Source organism: Brevibacterium picturae, from assembly GCF_900105045.1.
Lineage (GTDB): Bacteria > Actinomycetota > Actinomycetes > Actinomycetales > Brevibacteriaceae > Brevibacterium > Brevibacterium picturae.
Map to the genome: position 1 here is coordinate 913,126 of NZ_LT629739.1, position 19,980 is coordinate 933,105.

At 64.8% G+C, this 19,980-nt stretch carries 13 protein-coding genes; 5 read left to right on the forward strand and 8 right to left on the reverse strand.

Features of this window, described 5'->3' with window-relative positions; genetic code table 11:
- Nucleotides 1-32 precede the first annotated feature (32 nt).
- Together BLT92_RS04350 and BLT92_RS04355 are read left to right on the forward strand one after the other, a co-directional pair.
- Nucleotides 33-2,609 carry a M3 family metallopeptidase gene (locus tag BLT92_RS04350; RefSeq protein ID WP_092103487.1) on the forward strand — a complete coding sequence of 859 codons (2,577 nt, stop codon included), beginning with the start codon at nucleotides 33-35 and terminating at the stop codon, nucleotides 2,607-2,609.
- Nucleotides 2,584-3,336 carry a queuosine precursor transporter gene (locus BLT92_RS04355; RefSeq protein WP_092103489.1) on the forward strand — a complete coding sequence of 251 codons (753 nt, stop codon included), beginning with the start codon at nucleotides 2,584-2,586 and terminating at the stop codon, nucleotides 3,334-3,336. The genes BLT92_RS04350 and BLT92_RS04355 overlap by 26 nt, the downstream gene beginning before the upstream one ends.
- A gap of 321 nt (nucleotides 3,337-3,657) precedes the next feature.
- Here the strand turns inward: BLT92_RS04355 and tgt are convergent, their stop codons facing one another.
- The gene (gene tgt, locus BLT92_RS04360) at nucleotides 3,658-4,947 is read right to left on the reverse strand and encodes a tRNA guanosine(34) transglycosylase Tgt (protein WP_197679661.1); all 1,290 of its coding nucleotides are present in this window, start codon (nucleotides 4,945-4,947) and stop codon (nucleotides 3,658-3,660) included.
- A gap of 21 nt (nucleotides 4,948-4,968) precedes the next feature.
- Here tgt and mmuM point away from each other — a divergent pair, with 21 nt between their 5' ends.
- Nucleotides 4,969-5,922 (forward strand): homocysteine S-methyltransferase, encoded by a 954-nt coding sequence (mmuM, locus tag BLT92_RS04365; protein WP_092103491.1) that lies wholly within the window; start codon nucleotides 4,969-4,971, stop codon nucleotides 5,920-5,922.
- A 6-nt stretch (nucleotides 5,923-5,928) separates the two neighbouring features.
- On the opposite strand, the gene BLT92_RS04370 is transcribed toward mmuM, so the two are convergent.
- Together BLT92_RS04370 and BLT92_RS04375 are read right to left on the reverse strand one after the other, a co-directional pair.
- Nucleotides 5,929-7,329 (reverse strand): FAD-binding oxidoreductase, encoded by a 1,401-nt coding sequence (locus BLT92_RS04370; protein WP_092103493.1) that lies wholly within the window; start codon nucleotides 7,327-7,329, stop codon nucleotides 5,929-5,931.
- The gene (locus BLT92_RS04375; RefSeq protein WP_092103496.1) at nucleotides 7,326-8,411 is read right to left on the reverse strand and encodes a histidinol-phosphate transaminase; all 1,086 of its coding nucleotides are present in this window, start codon (nucleotides 8,409-8,411) and stop codon (nucleotides 7,326-7,328) included. The genes BLT92_RS04370 and BLT92_RS04375 overlap by 4 nt, the downstream gene beginning before the upstream one ends.
- A gap of 222 nt (nucleotides 8,412-8,633) precedes the next feature.
- On the opposite strand from BLT92_RS04375, the gene BLT92_RS04380 reads away from it, so the two are divergent.
- On the forward strand, nucleotides 8,634-10,109 hold the full coding sequence (locus BLT92_RS04380; protein ID WP_092103498.1) for a malate:quinone oxidoreductase: 1,476 nt from the start codon (nucleotides 8,634-8,636) through the stop codon (nucleotides 10,107-10,109).
- Nucleotides 10,110-10,265: 156 nt separating this feature from the next.
- Here the strand turns inward: BLT92_RS04380 and BLT92_RS04385 are convergent, their stop codons facing one another.
- The 3 genes from BLT92_RS04385 to BLT92_RS04395 all read right to left on the reverse strand — a co-directional run bounded on the left by BLT92_RS04385 (nucleotide 10,266) and on the right by BLT92_RS04395 (nucleotide 13,955).
- Nucleotides 10,266-11,090 carry a bifunctional allantoicase/(S)-ureidoglycine aminohydrolase gene (locus BLT92_RS04385; RefSeq protein WP_092103500.1) on the reverse strand — a complete coding sequence of 275 codons (825 nt, stop codon included), beginning with the start codon at nucleotides 11,088-11,090 and terminating at the stop codon, nucleotides 10,266-10,268.
- Nucleotides 11,091-11,162: 72 nt separating this feature from the next.
- A complete protein-coding gene (locus tag BLT92_RS04390) occupies nucleotides 11,163-12,470 on the reverse strand; it encodes a DUF6986 family protein (RefSeq protein WP_092103502.1) in 1,308 nt (435 codons plus the stop codon).
- A gap of 105 nt (nucleotides 12,471-12,575) precedes the next feature.
- The gene (locus BLT92_RS04395) at nucleotides 12,576-13,955 is read right to left on the reverse strand and encodes an NAD-dependent malic enzyme (RefSeq protein ID WP_092103504.1); all 1,380 of its coding nucleotides are present in this window, start codon (nucleotides 13,953-13,955) and stop codon (nucleotides 12,576-12,578) included.
- A gap of 227 nt (nucleotides 13,956-14,182) precedes the next feature.
- Between BLT92_RS04395 and BLT92_RS04400 the strand changes: the two genes are divergently transcribed.
- The gene (locus tag BLT92_RS04400) at nucleotides 14,183-14,968 is read left to right on the forward strand and encodes an IclR family transcriptional regulator (protein WP_092103506.1); all 786 of its coding nucleotides are present in this window, start codon (nucleotides 14,183-14,185) and stop codon (nucleotides 14,966-14,968) included.
- Between the two features lie 774 nt (nucleotides 14,969-15,742).
- Here the strand turns inward: BLT92_RS04400 and BLT92_RS04405 are convergent.
- Both BLT92_RS04405 and aceE read right to left on the reverse strand, forming a co-directional pair.
- Nucleotides 15,743-17,068 carry a dicarboxylate/amino acid:cation symporter gene (locus BLT92_RS04405; protein WP_092103508.1) on the reverse strand — a complete coding sequence of 442 codons (1,326 nt, stop codon included), beginning with the start codon at nucleotides 17,066-17,068 and terminating at the stop codon, nucleotides 15,743-15,745.
- Nucleotides 17,069-17,186: 118 nt separating this feature from the next.
- The gene (gene aceE / locus BLT92_RS04410; protein WP_092103510.1) at nucleotides 17,187-19,946 is read right to left on the reverse strand and encodes a pyruvate dehydrogenase (acetyl-transferring), homodimeric type; all 2,760 of its coding nucleotides are present in this window, start codon (nucleotides 19,944-19,946) and stop codon (nucleotides 17,187-17,189) included.
- Nucleotides 19,947-19,980: the final 34 nt, after the last annotated feature.

Here is a 19,980-nt window from a genome sequence, read left to right on the forward strand (position 1 = left end):
CCTTCAACCGTGTAGAAAGTGGTACGTCGACGATGAGCTCCGATCCGAACAGCATCGATGTCTGGGAGGCCTTCCTCGACCCACAGGGCGACTTCTCACTGCCCGATTTCTCCGCGGTCACTCCGGCATCACTGATCGCTGCGGTCAGGGCGGCCACCGACTTCGCGCGATCCGAGGTCGAAGACATCATCGGTGATGAGAACGAGCCGACGTTCGTGTCGACAACCGTGCGCTTCGAATCCGCGACCATTCCCATGGCCCGCATCTCGGCCGTGGTGAGCGCCGTGGAGTCGAATCATCTCCGTCCCGAACTCGCCGATGCCGTCGCCGAGGTGTGGGATCGTCTGTCCGCGGCACGGACCCGGATCTTCCTCGACGTCGATCTCTTCCACCGCATCGAACAGGTCCCTTCCAGCGATCTCAACCCCGAGGACAAACGTCAGCAGGAGCTCACGGTCGAGGAATTCGTGCGTGCGGGAGCCCGCCTCGGCGAAGAAGAACGCGAGCAGATGTCCACGATCGCGGCCGAACTCACGACCCTGGCGACCTCCTTCTCCCGGGCACTGCAGAAAGACACCCGGGATCTCGCAGTCCACCTCCGCGACGCGCAGCAGCTGGCCGGGATGAGCGAGGACCAGGTCGCCGCCGCCGCGAACCGGGCCGCCGAACGTGGCACGGACGGGTATCTGCTGCCACTGAACAACTTCACTCAGCAGCTCGTCCTCGAATCCCTGGAATCCGCCGAGACCCGCAGACTGGTGCTCGACAATTCGACCTCGCGCGGGGCTCGAGGCGGCGAAGGCGACACCCGTACCCAGGTGGCCGACACCACGGCGCTGCGAGCGCTGCAGGCGAAACTGCTGGGATACCCCTCGTACTCATCATTCGCAGTCGACAACCAGACCGCCGGCGGACCGGATGCAGCCGCGGACATCGTCTCCTCACTCATCGCCCCGGCCAACGCTCAGCTGTCGACGGAGCTGGCGCAGGTCAAGGACCGCTACGGCCTGAATGATGTCGCCCCCGAGGATGTCAAGCACCAGCTCGCGCGATACCGGGCGGATGAGTTCGGCATCGATGCCGACGAGGTGGCCAAGTACTTCGAGTTCGACACTGTCCTCAATGAGGGCGTCTTCCGCGCCGCAACGGGCCTCTACGGAATCACCTTCGCCCCGCGTGAGTCAGTCATCGGCTGGCACGAAGATGTTCGCTCCTTCGAGGTCACGGACACCAACGAACGCACCCTGGGACTCATCCTCCTCGACCCGTATTCCCGGGACACGAAGCGCGGCGGTGCCTGGATGGGCGAGTTGGTCACGAGTTCACGACTGACCGGGCACCTGCCCGTCGTCACCCTCTCACTCAACCTGGCCAAACCCGGCGAGGGCCGACCGACGCTGCTCAACCCCACCGAGCTCAACACCTTCTTCCACGAATTCGGCCACGTCCTCCACGGCCTGTTCGCCAACTCGACCTACCCGTCGACCGCCGGCACCGCCGTTCCACGCGACTACGTGGAGTTCCCATCCCAGCTCAATGAGATGTGGCGCTTCCACCCGCAGGTCCTCCCCCACTACGCCAAACACGTCGACACAGGCGAGCCGATGCCAGAGTCGCTGGTCACAGCCCTTATCGAGAGCGAGAAGTTCGGGCAGGGATTCGACACGACCGAATACCTGGCTGCGGCCATGCTCGACCTGTCGTGGCATTCCCTTGAAGCCGGTGAACACATCACCGACGTCCTCTCCTTCGAATCCGAGGTCCTCGCCGCTGCCGGGTTCACCACTCTCGTTCCGCCCCGCTATCGCACCACCTACTTCGGCCACATCTTCGCCTCAGGCTATGCCGCCGGCTACTACTCCTACCTCTATTCGGAGGTCATTGCAGCCTGGGTCAGCGAATGGTTCGAAGCTCAAGGCGGACTCAACCGTGAGGCCGGCGATGCCTTCCGCGAAGCGATACTGGCCCCCGGCTTCTCCATCGATCCGATGAGCGCGATCGAACGCTTCTTCGGCACACGCCCCGATGTGGCGCCGCTGCTGCGCCGCCGCGGACTGGCGGAGCCGGTGGAGGAATCGGTCGAAGCCGTCGAAGAGCCCACCGAGGCCGAAGCCGTCGAACCGCAGGAACACCGCAACCATGCTGAGGTCGCCAAGGTCCTCGAGGCGAATGGAATCGAGCCGCAGATCAGACTGTTCACCGATGCCACGCCCACGGCAGCCTCGGCGGCGGAGAAGGTCGGTGTCGAGGTCGGCGCGATCGCCAACAGCCTGATCTTCTCCGCTGAGGGCGAACCGGTGCTCATCATGACCTCCGGTCGCCACCGCGTGGACACGGACTTCGTGGCCGGACTCATCGGGCTGAGCTCCCTCGATCGGGCCGATAAGGATCTGGTGCGCACCGCGACGGGGCAGATCATCGGCGGGGTCGCCCCATGCGGGCATCCGCAGCCGATCCCCACGTATGTCGACGTGGCGCTGAAGGACTATCCTGTTCTCTGGGCTGCGGCCGGCACACCGAACTCGATGATGCCGCTGACGTATGAGCAGCTGCTGGCGATCACCGGAGGGAAGGAAATCACTGTTGTCGAAGAAGGTGCCGAAACCTGAGGGCTCGGACGAGCCGAGCACTGGAGGCCCGGAGGCGCTGAGCGCTGCGGGCAGATTGGCGGCCTTCGCCTCCTCCCGAGGACGCTACTATGCGGTGATTCTGGCCGTGTTCTCTGCGGTGCTCATCATCTCCAACATCTCCGCGACGAAGGTCATCGGCTTCGGACCCATCGTCACCGACGGCGGTGCATTCCTGTTTCCCATCGCCTACATCCTCGGCGATGTGATCAGCGAGGTCTACGGTTTCAAAGCCGCCCGCAAGGCCGTCATCACCGGTTTCGGACTCCAGATCCTGGCGACTCTCGTGTTCTGGCTCGTCCTCATCTCACCCCCGGGACCCGGCTATGAGAACCAGGACGCCTTCGCCGCCGTCCTCGGCTTCTACCCGCGCATCGTCGCCGCGTCCTTAGTCGGCTACTTCTTCGGCCAGCTGCTGAACTCGTATGTGCTCGTGGCTGTGAAGAAGCGCATGGGCGAACAGAAGCTGTGGGTCCGCCTGCTCACCTCTACCGGGGTCGGAGAGTTCGTCGACACTCTGCTGTTCTGCGTCATCGCCTTCGCCGGGGTCATCCCCGGACTCGATTTCATCAACTACATCGTCTTCGGCTTCGTCTACAAGGTCGCCGTCGAAGTCATCCTCATGCCCGTCACCTACCGGGTGATCAAGCTGGTGAAGAAGCACGAACCCAGCTACGAGCTGCCCGGTAGCGGCGCGGAGACGCACTGACCGCAACGGCGCTGGTTACGGGGCGAAGTGACCGCAGTCTCCCGCGAAAACAGGGTCGGCGGGGGACCGTCGCAGGGCGCGGAGTTTTGCAGAGCAGGTCTCGCTCGGTCAACGCTCAGGTCGAGTATGTCGTCACCGGCGACGACATACTCAGCGTTCCCGACGATCGAGGCGGTCGCTCACGCGTGACTGCGCGCGACCGATCACGTCTAGTGCACTCCCCGATCACGTTTAGTGCAGTGAGCCTGTTTGCGAACTGCTCTACTGCGCTAAAAGTGATCAGGATGAGACCCGATCGGGGCGGCGCGATCGTTGCTGCGCTCAACGCTGCTTCGCGTAGTAGCGGCCCAGCACCTCTGCTTCGAGTTCGGCGAAGCGGCCGTCGATCATCGCCTGCCGGATCTCGGCGACGAGGTTGACGACGAAGTACTCATTGTGGACGGTGCACAGGGTGGAGAAGAGCATCTCCTTGGCCTTGTACAGGTGCCGCAGGTAGGCCCGCGAGTAGTTCTGACACGTGTAGCAGGCACAGTCGGGATCGAGGGGCCCGAAGTCCCGGCGATACTTCGCGCCGGTGAGGTTGTAGCGGCCGTCGCGGGTGTAGATGGCCGCATTGCGGGCAACGCGCGAGGGTGAGACGCAGTCGAAGGTGTCGGCGCCGGTCTTGATCGACTCGAACAGGTCATCAGGCTCCGAGATTCCCAGCAGGTGGCGCGGTTTGCTCTCCGGCAGCTCCTCGCACACCCACCGGATGATCGTGCCGAGGTTCTCCTTCTCCAACGCGCCTCCGATGCCGAAGCCGTCGAAGTCCATCGCGCCCAGGTCGTGGGCTGCCTTGCGGCGCAGGTCCTCGTACTGAGCGCCCTGGAGCACACCGAACAGCGCCTGGTAGGGCCGGTGCGAGCGCGCAGCCGTCAGTCGCTGGTGCTCCTCGATGCAGCGCAGAGCCCACTGACGAGTGCGCTCCAAGGACAGCACCTGGTAGCCGCGGGTGTTGACCAGCGTCGTCAGCTCGTCGAAGGCGAACATGATGTCCGCACCCAGTTCGTGCTGGACCCGCATGGAGACCTCGGGGGTGAAGCGGTGCATGCTGCCGTCGAGGTGGGATTTGAAGGTCACCCCGTCGTCATCAACGTTCGACATGCGTTCCTTGCCGACGGCAACGAGATCATCGTTCTGCTCACCCGTCGACTCCATCGAAATGACCTTCTTGAAACCCGAACCCAGGCTCATGACCTGGAATCCGCCCGAGTCGGTGAACGTCGGGCCGGGCCAGTTCATGAACTTCCCCAACCCGCCGGCCTCATCGACGAGATCGGACCCGGGCTGCAGGTAGAGGTGGTAGGCATTGGAGAGCACCGCCTGACCGCCGAGTTCTTCTACCTCATCGGGACGCACAGCCTTGACCGTGGCCTTCGTACCGACGGGAATGAAGGCGGGAGTCGCGATGTCGCCGTGCGGGGTGTGGATGACGCCGGTGCGCCCGCCGGTCTCGAGGCGGGTGCCGACCTCGAACCCGAACCGGGAACGGTCGTTGATGGCGGGGGCGTCGGCGCCGCCGTCGGTTGAGGAGGCTGTCTCAGATTCTGCGGAGGATTCGATTCGGGTCACCCGACAAGTTTAACTGGGAGCATGTCGACAACCTTCATCCAGATGCTCCAGGCCGCTGTGCGCTCGGGCCAGCCCATCATCATCGACGGCGGTTTGGGCACCGCGCTCGAATCCCGCGGCATCGATCTGCGCCACGAACTGTGGTCCGCATCCCTGCTGCGCGATGCTCCGGATACGCTGGCCGAGGTGCACGCCGACTTCATCCGCTCCGGTGCCCGAATCGTCACGACCGCCAGTTACCAGGCGACTCCGCTGGGCTTCGAGCGGACATCGATATCCGCCGAGGAGGGCCGACGCCTCATCGAGCGCAGCGTTGAGGTCGCGGCCGAGGCTGCCGCCGCGGTCGCTGCCGAACCAACCGACGTGGAGTCTGTGGACACCGCGCTCGTGGCCGGGTCCGTCGGCCCCTATGGGGCTGCGTTGGGCGATGGCTCCGAATACACGGGCGACTATCACCTCGGCGAAGAGGAGTTCGCGAACTTCCACCGTCCTCGCATCGAAGCCCTGGTCAGCGCCGGTGCCGATCTGCTGGCCATCGAGACGCAGCCCAGCCTGGCAGAAATCAAAGTGCTCGCCGGCCTTGCCGAAGAGTTCGACGTTCCCGCGTGGCTGAGTGTGACTCTCTCGGACACTCACCATCTGGCCGATGGCTCCTCCCTCGCCGAAGTCGTCGAGGCTATCGCCGGCACCACGATGATCCGCGCGATCGGCGTCAACTGCGTTCGCCCATCTTTGGTCGAAGGGGCACTGCGGACCTTCGCCCAGCACACCGATCTGCCGCTGATCGCCTATCCCAATTCGGGCGAGAGCTACGACGCGACAGCGATGGAATGGCAGTCTGGCCCGCACTTCGATGCGAGCCCGGTGACCATCGCCGCCTGGAGAAATGCCGGTGCCCGCATCATCGGCGGCTGCTGCCGGACGACACCCGAGGACATCGCCGGACTCGCAGCAGCGGTGACCGCCTCAGCGTGACCGGGCTCAGCCGAACATCTTCCCCGGGTTGAGGATCCCCAAGGGATCGAGAGCTTCCTTGATCTTCTGGTGCATCAGCGTCGCGCCGGCGTCGAGCTCGTGCCCGAGCCACTCGCGTTTGAGGAAGCCGACACCGTGCTCGCCCGTGATCGTGCCGCCGAGGTCGAGGCCCAACTGCATGATCGCCGCGAAAGCCTCCTGCGCCTGCGCCACCTGGGATTCGTCGCCGGCGTCGAAGATCACGGAGGGGTGCATGTTCCCGTCACCGGCATGACCGGCGGTGGCGATCTCGACGTCGAATTCGGTCGCGATGGCGCGCAGCTTCTCGAAGAAGTCTCCGAGCGCCGAGCGCGGCACGCAGACGTCGTCGACGAGCTCTCCGCCCCCGCGCTCATTGGCGTACTTCTCCATCGCCGGGGCCACGGCACGACGGGCCGCAACGAGCAGTTCGGAGTCGGCCGGGTCATCGGAGACGAAGACCTCGGTGCCGCCATTGGCCTCGGCGATGCGTTGAAAGGCTTCGAGCTCTTCTACTGCTCCGGCGCCCGACGCATTCGACTGCACCAGCAGCAGGGCACCGACATCGTCGGGCAGGCCGAAATCACCGTAGGCATTGATCATCGCCACGCTCGGCCCGTCGATGAGTTCGAGCAGCGACGGGGCGGCTCCGGATCCCATGTACTCGGTGACCGTGCGTCCGGCCGAGGCCGTGTCGGGGAAGATCCCGACGGCGGTGATCGGCGGGGGCAGTGCCGGTTTGAGGGCCAGCGTCACCTCGACGATGGTGCCCAGAGTGCCCTCGGAGCCGACGAGGAGGGCCGCCAGGTCGAGTCCCGCGACGCCTTTCGCGGTGGCTGTGCCCAGCTTCGTCACGGTGCCGTCGGCGAGCACCACGGTCATGGCGCGCACGTAGTCCTTGGTCACTCCGTACTTCACGCAGCACATTCCGCCCGCGTTCGTGGCGACATTGCCGCCGATCGTCGAGATCGCGACCGAGCCGGGGTCGGGAGGGTAGGACAGTGCGTGCTCGGCCAATGCCGCCTTGAGGTCCTGGTTGATGACTCCGGGCTGGACTCGGCACGTCTGGTTGACGGGGTCGATGGCGACGATCTCGTCCATCGCAGCGACGTTGAGCAGCAGACAGCCGTCGATCGCATTCGCCGCTCCGGACAGCCCGGTCCGCGCACCCTGCGTGACGACGGGGACGCGGTGTTCGGTGGCGAAGGCCATGACGGCCACGACGTCGTCGACCGATCGTGCTCTGACCAGGGCGAGCGCTTGCCCGGCGGGGCAGAACAGGGCCTTATCGGAGGCGTAGGCGTCGATGACGTCCCGGTCCGTGACCAAAGATCCGGCGCTCAGCTGCGCTTCGAGATCCTGCGTCGGAGCCTGCACCGTCGTGCTCATGCGGTCCTGGACTCCATGAACGCCGTCGCCACCTCGCGCACCCGATCAAGCGCCTCATCGGGCCCGACGCTGATGCGCACGCCCCCACTCAGACGCCTGATGGCCACGGCCTGCGCGGCGCAGGCCTCCTCGAAGGCCTGCGCGTCTTCGTCGCCGAGGCTGACCCACACATAGTTGCCCTGCGAATCGGAGACGGTCAGGCCCGCATCGCGCAGGTCCTGTTCGAACTGGTCACGGGTCGATGCGACTTCCTTGGCACGGACGAGGACTTCATCGTTGCGCGACAGCGATTCCACGGCCGCGACCTGGGCCGCCGAGGTGACGCTGAACGGTGCGATCACCTGGCGCAGTGCGGTTGCAATGGTCGGATCGGCGACGCCGAAGCCCACGCGCAATCCGGCCAGACCGTGTGCTTTGGAGAAGGTCCGTGCCAGCACCAGATTCGGGAACTTCCGGTACGCCGCCATCCCATCGACCACCTCGGCGTCGGTGGCGAATTCGAAATATGCTTCGTCGAGGACGACGATGACCTCGGCCGGGACCTCTGCCATGAAGCCGTCGAGCTCCACCGTCGAGACCGACGGTCCGGTCGGATTGTTCGGCGAACACAGCAGGATGAGACGAGTCGTATCGTCGATGGCGGCAACCAGACCCTGGAAGTCATGGCGGCCGTCTTCGAGCAGCGGCACGGGACGCTTCTGCGCACCACGCGCCGAGGCGAGGATCGGGTACATCTCGAACGAAGGCCACGGGTAGACGACGGAGGTTCCGGCCTCGAGGGTGATGTTCGTCAGTGCGGACAGGATCTCCGAGGCACCGGCACCGGGCACGATCTCGGAGGCATCGACATCGAGGTGGGCCGCGAGGTCGGCAACCAGCTTCGTCGACTTCGGGTCGGGATAGTTCGCGGGCACCTGCCCGGCCTCTGCGATCGCGTCGACCACACCCGGCAGCGGCGCCAGGTGGTTCTCGTTCGAGGACAGTTTGTAGGGTTTCAGACCCGGCGCGGTGGTCGGGGGCTTGCCCGGTACGTAGGGCGGGAACTCGGCCAGGGCATCACGAAGAAGGAAGCGATTCGACATGTGCCCATATTTGCACACCCTGTGGCCGACGACACAAGGTGTCCACCGGCTAAACGTCCGAATGGTCGGAAAATGCGCCTGACTGCGGACGAACATCCGCTGTGAGAATCATCGCACGGCCATTCCGGGCCCCCTCCCGGGTTACTGGTTCGCCTGACGTGGAGAGTAGTCTGAGAGTCGAATACGTAGTCGCTTAGTCATTGACGAGGAATGAGAGTTGAAATGCCCTCAACGCAGGAAAAGGTTGACGTTGTCTTGATCGGCGGCGGCATCATGAGCGCCACTCTGGGCGCCATGTTGACCGAGCTTCAGCCCGAATGGGACATCCGGGTCTACGAGAAGCTCGACTATGTCGCCGAGGAGAGCTCCGATCCGTGGAACAACGCCGGCACCGGCCACGCCGCCCTGTGCGAGCTCAACTACACTCCCGAGGACGAGAACGGCCACATCGATCTGGCGAAGGCCTCGCAGATCAACGAGCAGTTCCACCACTCCCGTCAGTACTGGTCACACCTCGTCGACAACGGCGTCCTGCCGGACCCGAAGTCCTTCATCAACCAGGTCCCCCACATCAGCTACGGCCGTGGCCAGAAGGGACGCGACTACATCAAGAACCGTCACGAGCAGATGGTGCGCAACCCGCTGTTCTCCGAGATGGAGTACACCGACGACCCCGACACCCAGGCCGAGTGGCTGCCGCTGATGTTCGAGGGCCGCGGGCCCGGACAGATCAACGGCATCTCACGGACGAAGATCGGCACAGACGTCAACTTCGGATCGCTGTCCAGCCAGCTGCTGCGCTACGTCGGCGACAAGGGTACCACCGTTCGCACCAGTCACCAGGTCACCGAGCTCGAACGATCCTCCGACGGGTGGGTCGTCACCGTCAAGGACCTGCTCTCGCACGAGACCCACAAGGTCAACGCGAAGTTCGTCTTCGTCGGCGCCGGCGGCGGTGCTCTGCCGCTGCTGCAGAAGTCGGGCATCCCCGAAGGCCGCGGCTACGGCGGATTCCCCGTGTCGGGAATCTTCCTGCGGACCTCGAACCCCGACCTCGTCGCCCGCCACCAGGCCAAGGTCTACGGCCAGGCGTCCTTCGGCGCCCCGGCGATGTCCGTGCCTCACCTCGACACCCGAGTCGTCGACGGCAAGGACCACCTGCTGTTCGGACCCTACGCCGGCTTCTCGCCGAAGTTCCTCAAGGGCGGCAGCTTCACCGACCTGCCCTTCTCGGTGCGTGGGAACAACCTGGCCACGATGCTCAATGTCGCCAAGGACAACACCGACCTCGTCACCTACCTCGTCTCCGAACTGGCTTCGTCGAAGAAGGCCCGCTTCGAGTCGATGCGCGAGTTCATTCCGAACATCGACCCTGACGACTGGGAGTTCATCCAGGCCGGTCAGCGTGTGCAGGTGATGAAGAAGGACTCGAAGAAGGGCGGAGTGCTGAGCTTCGGCACCGAACTCATCTCCTCGGCCGACGGGTCGATCGCCGCTCTCCTCGGCGCCTCCCCCGGCGCCTCGACCGCAGTATCGATCATGATCAACCTGCTCAAGACCTGCTTTCCGCGCCAATACAGCGGCTGGGAGCCTGCGCTCAAGGACATGGTGCCGTCGCTGGGCCATAGCCTCGCCGAGGACGAGACCCTGCTCAAGGAACTCTCCGAGTACACGGCTCGCACGCTGCAGCTGATCTGAGCAGCTGACGGACAACCGCTCGGCGCAGGTACCGCTCAGCCAGTAACCGCTTGGCGAAAGTGTGTAGGCACATCATGTGTGCGCTACGCTCACACTTTCGCCGAGCGGTTGTTGCATTCACCCCCGCGGCGTGCGCGCCACTGCGGCTGGCGGCTGCTAGAGCTCGACCTGGCGGTTGACGTCTTTGTAGAGCAGGTAGCGGAAGCGGCCCGGTCCACCGGCGTAGCAGGCCTGGGGGCAGAAGGCTCGCATCGAGATGAAGTCACCCTCCTGCACTTCTACCCAGTCGCCGTTGAGGCGGTAGACGGCCTTGCCTTCGAGGACGTAGAGGCCGTGCTCCATCTCGTGGGTCTCGGCGAAGGGAATCACGGCACCGGGTTCGAAGGTCACGATATTGACGTGCATATCGTAGGCCAGGTTCTCCGGATCGAGAGGCCGGGTCGTCCGCCACCTGTTGTCGGTGCCCGGCATCGACGCCGGCTCGACGTCTGACTCCTCGCCGAACTTGGCTTCAGGATTCAGCCCGGCCACAGGCTGGTAGCGCTTGCGCACCCAATGGAAACGGGCCGCCTCGGCGCCGGTGGATTTCGCACTCCAGGTCGAACCCGCGGGCAGGAACCCAAAGCCGCCTGGCGTCAGGGTGTGGGCCTGGCCCTCGTGGGTGATCTCGAGCTGACCGGCCATGACGAAGATGAATCCCTCGACCTCGGCCTGCGGTTCGGGCTTGTCCGAGCCGCCGCCCGGGGCGACCTCGAGGATGGACTGTGAGAAGGTCACCGCTCCCCCGGCCACCGGTTTGCTCAGCACCCAGGAGCGGGTCCTGGTCCACTCGGGCAGGTTCGAGGTCACGATGTCGCGCATGACTCCGCGCGGAATGACCGTGTACGCCTCGGTCACGATCGCACGGTCGGTGAGCAGGTCCGACTGCGGCGGATGCCCGCCGGTGGGTGCCCAATAGGTGTAGGGGTCGGTCGTTGTCATGTGTGCGTATTCTCCTTCGGATCGGTGCTGGTCAGCACCAGCTGGTGGTGTGTCGCCGAGGCGGTCGGCAGGTCACTCGGCCGCGCCGGTGGCGGCGATGCGGTTGAGGGTCTGAACCGACATCTTCGTCCGGTCGGTCACGAACGCCTCGGTGTGGGCGCCACAGGAGAGGCCGCGGCCCAGGTAGCGGGCCAGCGCTTTGGCGGTCGCGGGCTCGTCGAGAACGGCGGAGTCCTCCTGGAACACATAGTTGCGCAGTCGGGTGGCAGCTCGCTCGGCGCTTTCGCGGTAGAAGCGGAATGTCGCAAGGAAACGCGTGGGAAGCTGGTGCGGGTGCATGTCCCAGCCCTGGTAGATTCCGCGCTTGAGGTGCCTGCGGACCAGCCCGGAATGCAGGGTCCAGGCACGTTGGACCTCCTCGGGCTCCCCGAGCGGCATGATGTTCGTCGAACCGTCGGAGAGGTGGACGCCCGTGCCGGCGACCGCGAGCATCATCTGGTTCTTCGCGAAGTCGGCCACCGGGTGGTCCATGGCCTGGTAGGCGGCGGCGACGCCCATCGACGCCGAATAGTCGTAGGTGCCGTAGTGCAAGGAAGTGATGCGCCCAGCGCCGGCGTCGAGGACCGGTGCCAGCGGCACGGATCCGTCGGCGCCGAGGATGAGCTGCGGGGTCTCAACCTGAACCTCGAAGGTGATCGACCCCTCTGCCAGGCTGTGCTGGGCCTCGAGCGCACGGCAGGCGATGACCATGGCCTCGACCTGGTCGACCGTGCTGACCTTGGGCAGCGTGAGCACCAGCTGTTTGGGCAGGGATCCGTGGGCGGCGATCACCTCGGCGAGGAAGAGATCCAGGGTGCGCAGACCGCGGGCACGGGTATCGGCCTCCATGCATTTGAAGCGAATGCCGAAGAATGCCGAGGCACCGGGCTCGTCCAGTCCGGCGACCGCGTTGCGCGCGGCCTGGCGGACACAGCCGTCCTCGGTGTCGTCTCCACGGTTGCCGAACCCGTCCTCGAAGTCCAACCTGAGGTCCTCGATCGGTTCGGTGGACAGTTTCCGGGTGACCGCCTCGGCGAGCATCTCTGCCTCCCGAGCAACCTGGTGCAGATTCGGCATGGTCTGGCTGTCGGGGGCCAGGGTCTCCTTGCGGGAGGCGACGATGACGCGTTCGGCAAGCTGAACCATGCCGCCGTTGGCCTCGACGCATTCGAGCGCCTGCTCACCCCATTCACGGGGCAGGGCCGGGGTCGAGAGGTGCCCGGGGACGTAGACGGTGTGCACGGGCTGTCGGACATCACGCTCGCCGGGGTACCGCGAGTTCAGCAGTTCGTCCGTGTCCGCGAGGAGTGTGTCGATGTCGGCCAACGTTGAGTGATCCAATTTCACATTCTCTTTCGTAGCATCATTGCGCGGGAGGGCTGGTCTCCCAACATTGTCTCTCATAAAACAGCGACCGGCCCCCTGTATGAGGAGACCGGTCGAGGTTCAGGACGAGACGGCCGCGACGGCTTCGGCCACCTTCTTCGCCACGTCGGGGTCGAAGACCGAGGGCACCACGTAGCCGGGATGGAGTTCCTCGGCCGGAATGCACGAGGCGATCGCATCTGCGGCGGCAACCATGATGTTCTCGTCGATGTCGGTCGCTTCGGCATCGAGGAGCCCGCGGAAGATGCCCGGGAACGCCAGAACGTTGTTGATCTGGTTCGGGTAGTCGCTGCGTCCCGTGGCGACGACGGCCGCATGTTTGAGCGCCTCGGCGGGGTCGACCTCCGGATCGGGGTTGGCCATCGCGAAGACGAGGGCATCCTTGTTCATCGCCTGGATGTCGCTGCCGTCGAGCACGTTCGGGGCCGAGACTCCGATGAAGACGTCCGATCCGACGACGGCTTCCTTCAGGGTGCCGTCGAAGCCTTCGGGGTTCGTGTTCTGCTGCAGCCACACCTTGTGCTCAGTGTCGACGGTGGATTTGGGTCCGATCGCGCCGTCGCGGCCGCAGGCGATGATGTTCGTCGCACCGGCGACCTGGAGGAGGCGGATGATCGCGTTGCCCGCAGCACCGACGCCGGAGACGACGATGCGCTGGTCTTCGAGCTTGCGGCCCACGACCTTGAGGGCGTTCTTCAGCGCGGCAAGGGTCACGATGCCGGTGCCGTGCTGGTCGTCGTGGAAGACGGGGATGTCGAGCTCTGCGCGGAGCCTGGCCTCGATTTCGAAGCACCGCGGGGCGGAGATATCCTCGAGGTTGATGCCGCCGTAGGCCGGGGCGATGGCTTTGCAGATGGAGATGATCTCCTCGGTGTCCTTCGTATCGAGGGCCACCGGCCAGGCGTCGACGCCGGCGAACTGCTTGAACAGAACCGCCTTGCCCTCCATCACCGGCATCGCGGCCTCGGGGCCGATGTCGCCGAGGCCGAGGACCGCGGTGCCGTCGGTGACGACCGCGACAGTGTTGCGCTTGATCGTCAGACGGCGGGCATCAGCCTTGTTCTCTGCGATGGCCGTGCACACGCGGGCCACGCCCGGCGTGTAGGCGCGGGAGAGGTCATCGCGGTTGCGCAGAGGTACCTTGGGGGCAGATTCGAGTTTGCCGCCGAGGTGGAGCAGGAAGGTGCGGTCGGAGACCTTGTGGACCTCGACGCCATCAAGCTCGCCGAGTGCGGCTGCGACCTCGTCGGCATGTGCGACGTCGCGTGTATCGGCGCTGACGTCGATCATCACCGTGCGCGGGGTGGATTCCACAACGTCGAGAGCGGTGATCGCCGCACCTGTTGCTGCGGCAGCGGCCACGAGGTCGGACGTCGAAGTCTGACCGACCGCGGTCTCCACTCGAAGAGTGATTGAGTATCCGGGACTGGGAGCAGCCATGGAAGTTATCCTCTCTGATAAGTCTTTTCCGTAGTACGGATATTATCTTCTGTATAGTGGAAAATCTAGCCAGAATGCTCGTGAACGGAAACTTTCTTCCATTTCAGGACTAGACTGAGTGGAGTTTCGCTGAACGATCCTGGTTGTCACGTCGGTGGCACTCAATGTCGAGCCTGCCACGCATGTCAACGAACACGAATCTCAATGGACGAGGAAGAGGAAATGGGATGACCAGCAATGATACTAAGCCCCCCGCGATCCGCCAGACAAAGGGCGGCGTCCAATCCGTCGAACGCGCCTTCGGGCTCCTCGAGTGCATCGCAAATTCCTCGGGCTCTGCGACGCTCAGCCATATCGCTGCCGAGGTGAGCCTACCGCTGCCGACGATTCACCGCCTGCTCAACACTCTGGTCAACCTCGGCGTGGTGCGTCAACTGCCCAACCGCGGCTATGCGCTGGGCCCGGGCCTCATCCGCCTGGGCAACCTCGCCGGGTCCCAATTGGGCGCGATCGCCCGCCCCTACCTGCGCACACTCGTGGATGAGCTGGGCGAGTCCGCGAACGTCGCGACCATCGACGGCGACATGGTCGTCTACGTCGATCAGGTTGCCTCACAGCACCAGATGCGGATGTTCACCGAGGTGGGCCGCCGCGCCCATATGCATGACACCGGAGTCGGCAAGGCGATGCTCGCCTGGCTCGACCCTGAACAGGTCCGCCACATCGTGACGACCGCCGGGATGCCGACACCGACGGAATACAGCATCGGCACCCTCGAGGACCTCGAGGCCGAGCTCGTGCGCATCCGCGACCGCGGCTACTCGATCGATGAGCAGGAGCAGGAGCTGGGCGTGCGGTGCTTCGCAATGTCGATCCCGGATGCGCCGGCTCCCCTGGCGATCTCCGTCTCCGGCCCCGTCAGCCGCGTCGACCGGGCCTTCGCCGACCGGGCGATCCCGCTGCTGCGCTCGGCCGCCGGAGCGATCTCGGAGGACATGCGCGGCGGAGTCTGAGCGGCTCGGGCGCATCTCCTTTGCCGGCGAGTTCGTGACTGACACGCTCAGTCGCGATGACCGGCGGTCGACGACACCGCGTGTTCACCGATGACCAACGGGCTCACATCGATCCGTTTCTGCCCTCGACCGAGTCCGCCCATTTGAGAGCGAGCGCCGCATCGTCGACGGCAGCCGGGCGCAGGGCGAGGGCTTCGAGAAACTGGCCATAGCGCTCACACAGGAGCGTTCGCACCGCACGGTGCCGCAATGGTTCTCCGGGCTCCGACGTCGGAGAGTCCGCAGGTATCCGGCATTGAGATCGCATGTTCCCAGTTCGAACGTGACGAGAGGCTGTCGTACGGACGGATCGAGATCTCGCAGTCGGCGACCTTCCACGCAGAATCATGAGTGTCGAACGCGATCGTGTGCCGATCGTAGGGTTCGGTGGCGGAGTGCTTGGTCGATGGAACATGGATTCTGTGTTCGTCGCGTCGTTGACAGAAGAGTCGGGCAGTTGCCCGCCATCGTTCAGTCAATGCGCTCAGTCAGGCCCGAGCTGCCCGGCTTTTCCGGCCTCATAATACTGTTCGGTCTCTTCCTCGGTCGGGTCATTCTCGAATGTAGAGAACTCGAAAGCTCCTGCTTCCACGGCGATGAATCTGTCAAGATCCCGGCTGCATGAGCGGACAGCACCCCGTGCGTCCACTTCCGCAGAGCTACCGTGGCCAGTCCGAGGTCGCTGGTGCTCGTCACCGGCACACGCCAATCGCTATCCGCCGACGGGCCGAGCCTCTAGCGGCGACTGCGACTTCGTTTCCGCACCCGAGACGGTTCTTCGACCTGCCCCTCGGTCTGGGCGACGATGCGGGTGACGACCAGGTCACCCGTGACGTTGCACATGGTCCGGGCCATGTCGAGAAGGGCATCGACCCCAGCGACCAGCGCCACTGCGGCGAACGGCAGGCCAGCCTGTGAAATCACCAGCGACAGCATGATCAGCCCGGCTCCAGGAACGCCGGCCGTGCCGATCGACGCCAGCACTCCGACCGCAACGGCCTCGAGCAATTGAACGAAGCTGAGGTCGACTCCGGACACATTGGCCACGAAAAGCGTGGACGCACCCACGTAGAGAGCGGTTCCGTCCATATTGATAGTCGCGCCCAAGGGCAGGCTGAAACCGTAGGTTCCTTCCCGGATCCCCAGCTTCTCCGCGGCCCGCATGGTCACCGGCAGGGTCCCACTGGATGAGCGGGTCACGTAGGCGGTCAGCATGGGGTCCTTGGCGGCACCGAAGAATCGGGCGATGTTGACTTTGAATGCCAGAAGCAACAGCGAGTACGCCACGATCATCAACGCGATGCCGAGGTAGACGGTGCCGGTGAGATTGAGCATGGGCAGCAAGGAGTCGGTGCCCGTCTCGCCCACGACGACTGCGATCAGGGCGAACACGCCGATCGGTCCGTATTCCAGAACACCGCGCACGATCTTGAACATGACCTCGCAGCCGGCGTCGGCCAGCTTCTTCACCGGTTCGGCGAGCTCTCGCAGCCTTGCGTCCTCGCTGTAGGCCATCGTCCCCACAGCAAAGCCTATGATCACGGCGACGAAGATGACTGCCAGAACGTTGCCTTCGGCCAGCGCCTGGAAGATGTTCTCCGGGAAGATGTTCAAGAACGTCTCGATCAGGGGCGGAGCCTTTTCGGGGTCCTCGCCTGTGCTGGGCATGTCCAGGCCGGTGCCGGGTCCGATGAGCAGACCGAGCCCGAGTCCGAGGCTGATGGCGACGACCGAGGTGAGCAGATAGAAGCCGAATACTTTGCCTCCGACACGGCCCAGGCTCGACGGCGCAGCCGATGCGGCACCGGAGATCAGCGTCACCAGCACCAATGGGATCACCAACATCTGCAGCAACCGGAGGAACAGATCGCCCAACGGTTCGATGGTCGCGATCGGCGGGCCCACGATCAGCCCGGCGATCACTCCCAGGACCAGAGCTATTCCGAATTTCCAGATCAGAGGGAAGCCGATGTAGCGCTGCCACCACGTCTTCTCTGTCCGATCCGTTCGCGATGAGTCCGGTTCCGGTTGGGTCGAGCCCGGGTCGGATGTCTGTTCCACGAAGATGAACCTGCCCTTCTGCTTGCGTTCTCCATTGATCAGCAGATGACCGACTGTCGATCCTGCGGCGTCAGGTCATCACGCTATCCCCTTGTGGCTCACGCTTCAATGGTCGAACCTAGGAGTCACCTCCGGCAGCGCCCGAGGTTCCCGCGTTGACGTCGTCCAGTCGGTACCTCTTCGCCGCCTCGACCGGCACCGAACGCTCGATCTCGCCCCGGTCGGCCAGCAGCTGCAGGGTACGGACGACCATCGAGTGGGCGTCGATCTTGAAGTGACGCCTGGCAGCGGCGCGGGTGTCGGAGAATCCGAAGCCGTCGGCACCCAGGGTCGCGAAGTCCTGGCTGAGGAAGGGTCGGATGAGGTCCGGCTGGGTGGAGTCGAAGTCGCTCGTGGCCACGATCGGCCCCGCTTGCGAGCCCAACCGCTCGCGCACATAGGGCACGCGCGGTTCGGCCTCGAAGTTCTCGAGCTTCTCGGCCTCGCACTTCAGACCGTCGCGGCGCAGCTCGGCCCACGAGGTGACCGACCAGACAGCCGCATCCACTCCCCACTCCTGGGCCAGCAGACCACGAGCCTCAAGAGCCCACGGGACGGCAACCCCCGATGCGAGCAGCTGAGCCTGCGGACGATCGCCGGCATCCGCCTCGGTGCCGGTGCCCACTCCTGCTTCGGCCACCCGATGGATCCCACGCAGGATCCCATCGACGTCGACGTTCTCCGGCTCTGCCGGCTGGAGCATCGGCTCGTTGTACACGGTCAGGTAGTACATGACGTTGCGGGCGTCGTCGCCGAGGTCGTGCTCGCCGTACATGCGGTGCAGACCATCGCGCATGATGTGCCCGATCTCGTACCCGTAGGCCGGGTCGTAGATCCGCACGGCCGGGTTGGTCGCGGCCAGCACAGGCGAGTGACCATCAGCGTGCTGGAGGCCCTCACCGGTCAGCGTCGTGCGTCCGGCGGTGGCGCCGATGATGAACCCGCGGGTCATCTGGTCACCGGCGGCCCAGAAGGCGTCGCCGGTGCGCTGGAACCCGAACATCGAGTAGAAGACGTAGATCGGGATCATCGGCTCGCCGTGCGTCGAGTACGAGGTTCCGGCGGCGGTGAATCCGGCTGCGGCACCGGCCTCGTTGATGCCCACGTGGAGCAGCTGTCCCGAGGTCGCCTCCTTGTAGGACAGGAACAGTTCGCGGTCGACTGCCAGGTAGTTCTGCCCGTTCGGGTTGTAGATCTTCGCGGTCGGGAAGAACGCGTCGATGCCGAACGTGCGTGCCTCGTCAGGGATGATGGGCACGATCCGGTTGCCGACCCCCTTCTCCCGCATGAGGTCCTTGAGCAGTCGCACGAATGCCATCGTGGTCGCCGCCTGCTGCTGGCCCGAGCCCTTCTTCGTCTGCGAGAACGCCTTGTCGGACACCGCAGGCAGGGTCTTCTTGCTGTTCTCGAGCTTGCGGTTGGGCAGGAACCCGCCGAGTGACTTCCGCTTCTCCAGCATGTACTGGACTTCTTCGGCGTCGTTGCCCGGATGGTAGTAGGGCACCGCGTAGGGGTCGTCGTCGATGACCTTGTCGGTGATCGGAATGTCCATCCGGTCGCGGAAGGCCTTGACGTCGGCGGCGGTGAACTTCTTCATCTGGTGGGTGGCGTTGCGCGACTCGAAGGTCGTGCCCAGGCCGTAGCCCTTGACCGTCTGAACGAGGATCACGGTCGGCTTGCCGGTGGTGTTCACGGCCTGCTGGTAGGCGGCGAAGACCTTGTGGTAGTCGTGGCCGCCGCGTTTGAGGTTCCAGATGTCGTCATCGGACAGGTGCTCGACGAGGCCCTTCGTCTCCGGCGAGCGGCCGAAGAAGTTGTCGCGGATGAATCCGCCGGACTCGGCCTTGAAGGTCTGATAGTCGCCGTCGAGGGTCTCGTTCATGATCCGGACCAGATCACCGGTATGGTCGGCGTCGAGCAGAGAGTCCCATTCGCGGCCCCAGAGGACCTTGATGACGTTCCAGCCGGCACCGGTGAAGACCGCTTCGAGCTCCTGGACGATCTTGCCGTTGCCGCGCACCGGCCCGTCGAGGCGCTGCAGGTTGCAGTTGATGACGTAGGTGAGGTTGTCCAGCCCCTCGTTCGCGGCCAGTTGAAGTGCCCCGCGTGATTCGGGCTCGTCCATCTCTCCGTCACCGAGGAATGCCCAGACGCGCTGGTCGGAGGTGTCCTTGATGCCGCGGTTGTGCAGGTAGCGGTTCATCTGCGCCTGGTAGATCGAGTTGATCGGGCCCAGACCCATCGACACGGTCGGGAACTGCCAGAAGTCGGGCATGAGGCGGGGGTGAGGATAGGAGCTCAAGCCGTTGGGGGCCTTCGAGGCCTCCTGCCGGAAGCCGTCGAGCTGCTTGTCGCTCAGCCGGTTCTCGAGGTATGCCCTGGCGTACATGCCGGGTGAGGCGTGGCCCTGGAAGAAGACCTGATCGCCGCCGCCGGGATGGTTCTGGCCGCGGAAGAAGTTGTTGAACCCGATCTCGTACAGCGTCGCGGCTCCCGCATAGGTCGAGATGTGACCGCCGACCGAGATCTCCGGTCGCTGGGCTCGGTGGACGAGCATCGCGGCATTCCAGCGCAGCCATTTGCGGTACTTGCGCTCGAGGCGCTCGTCACCGGGGTAGGCCGGTTCCTGGTCCGCCGGAATGGTGTTGACGTAGTCCGTGGTCGTGACCTTGGGCTGGGCGACGGAGTTCGAGGCGGCACGCTGACGCAGCGCCTCCATGATCTCGCTGGCACGCAGGGTTCCACGCTGACTGACGAGTCCCTCCCAGGACTCGAGCCATTCGTCGACCTCTTCGTCACCTGTTCCCCTCGGGATCGCCGAGGTTGTGTTCTGGGTCATAGTTGCCCCTCTCAAACACGTCGGGTCCACGGGG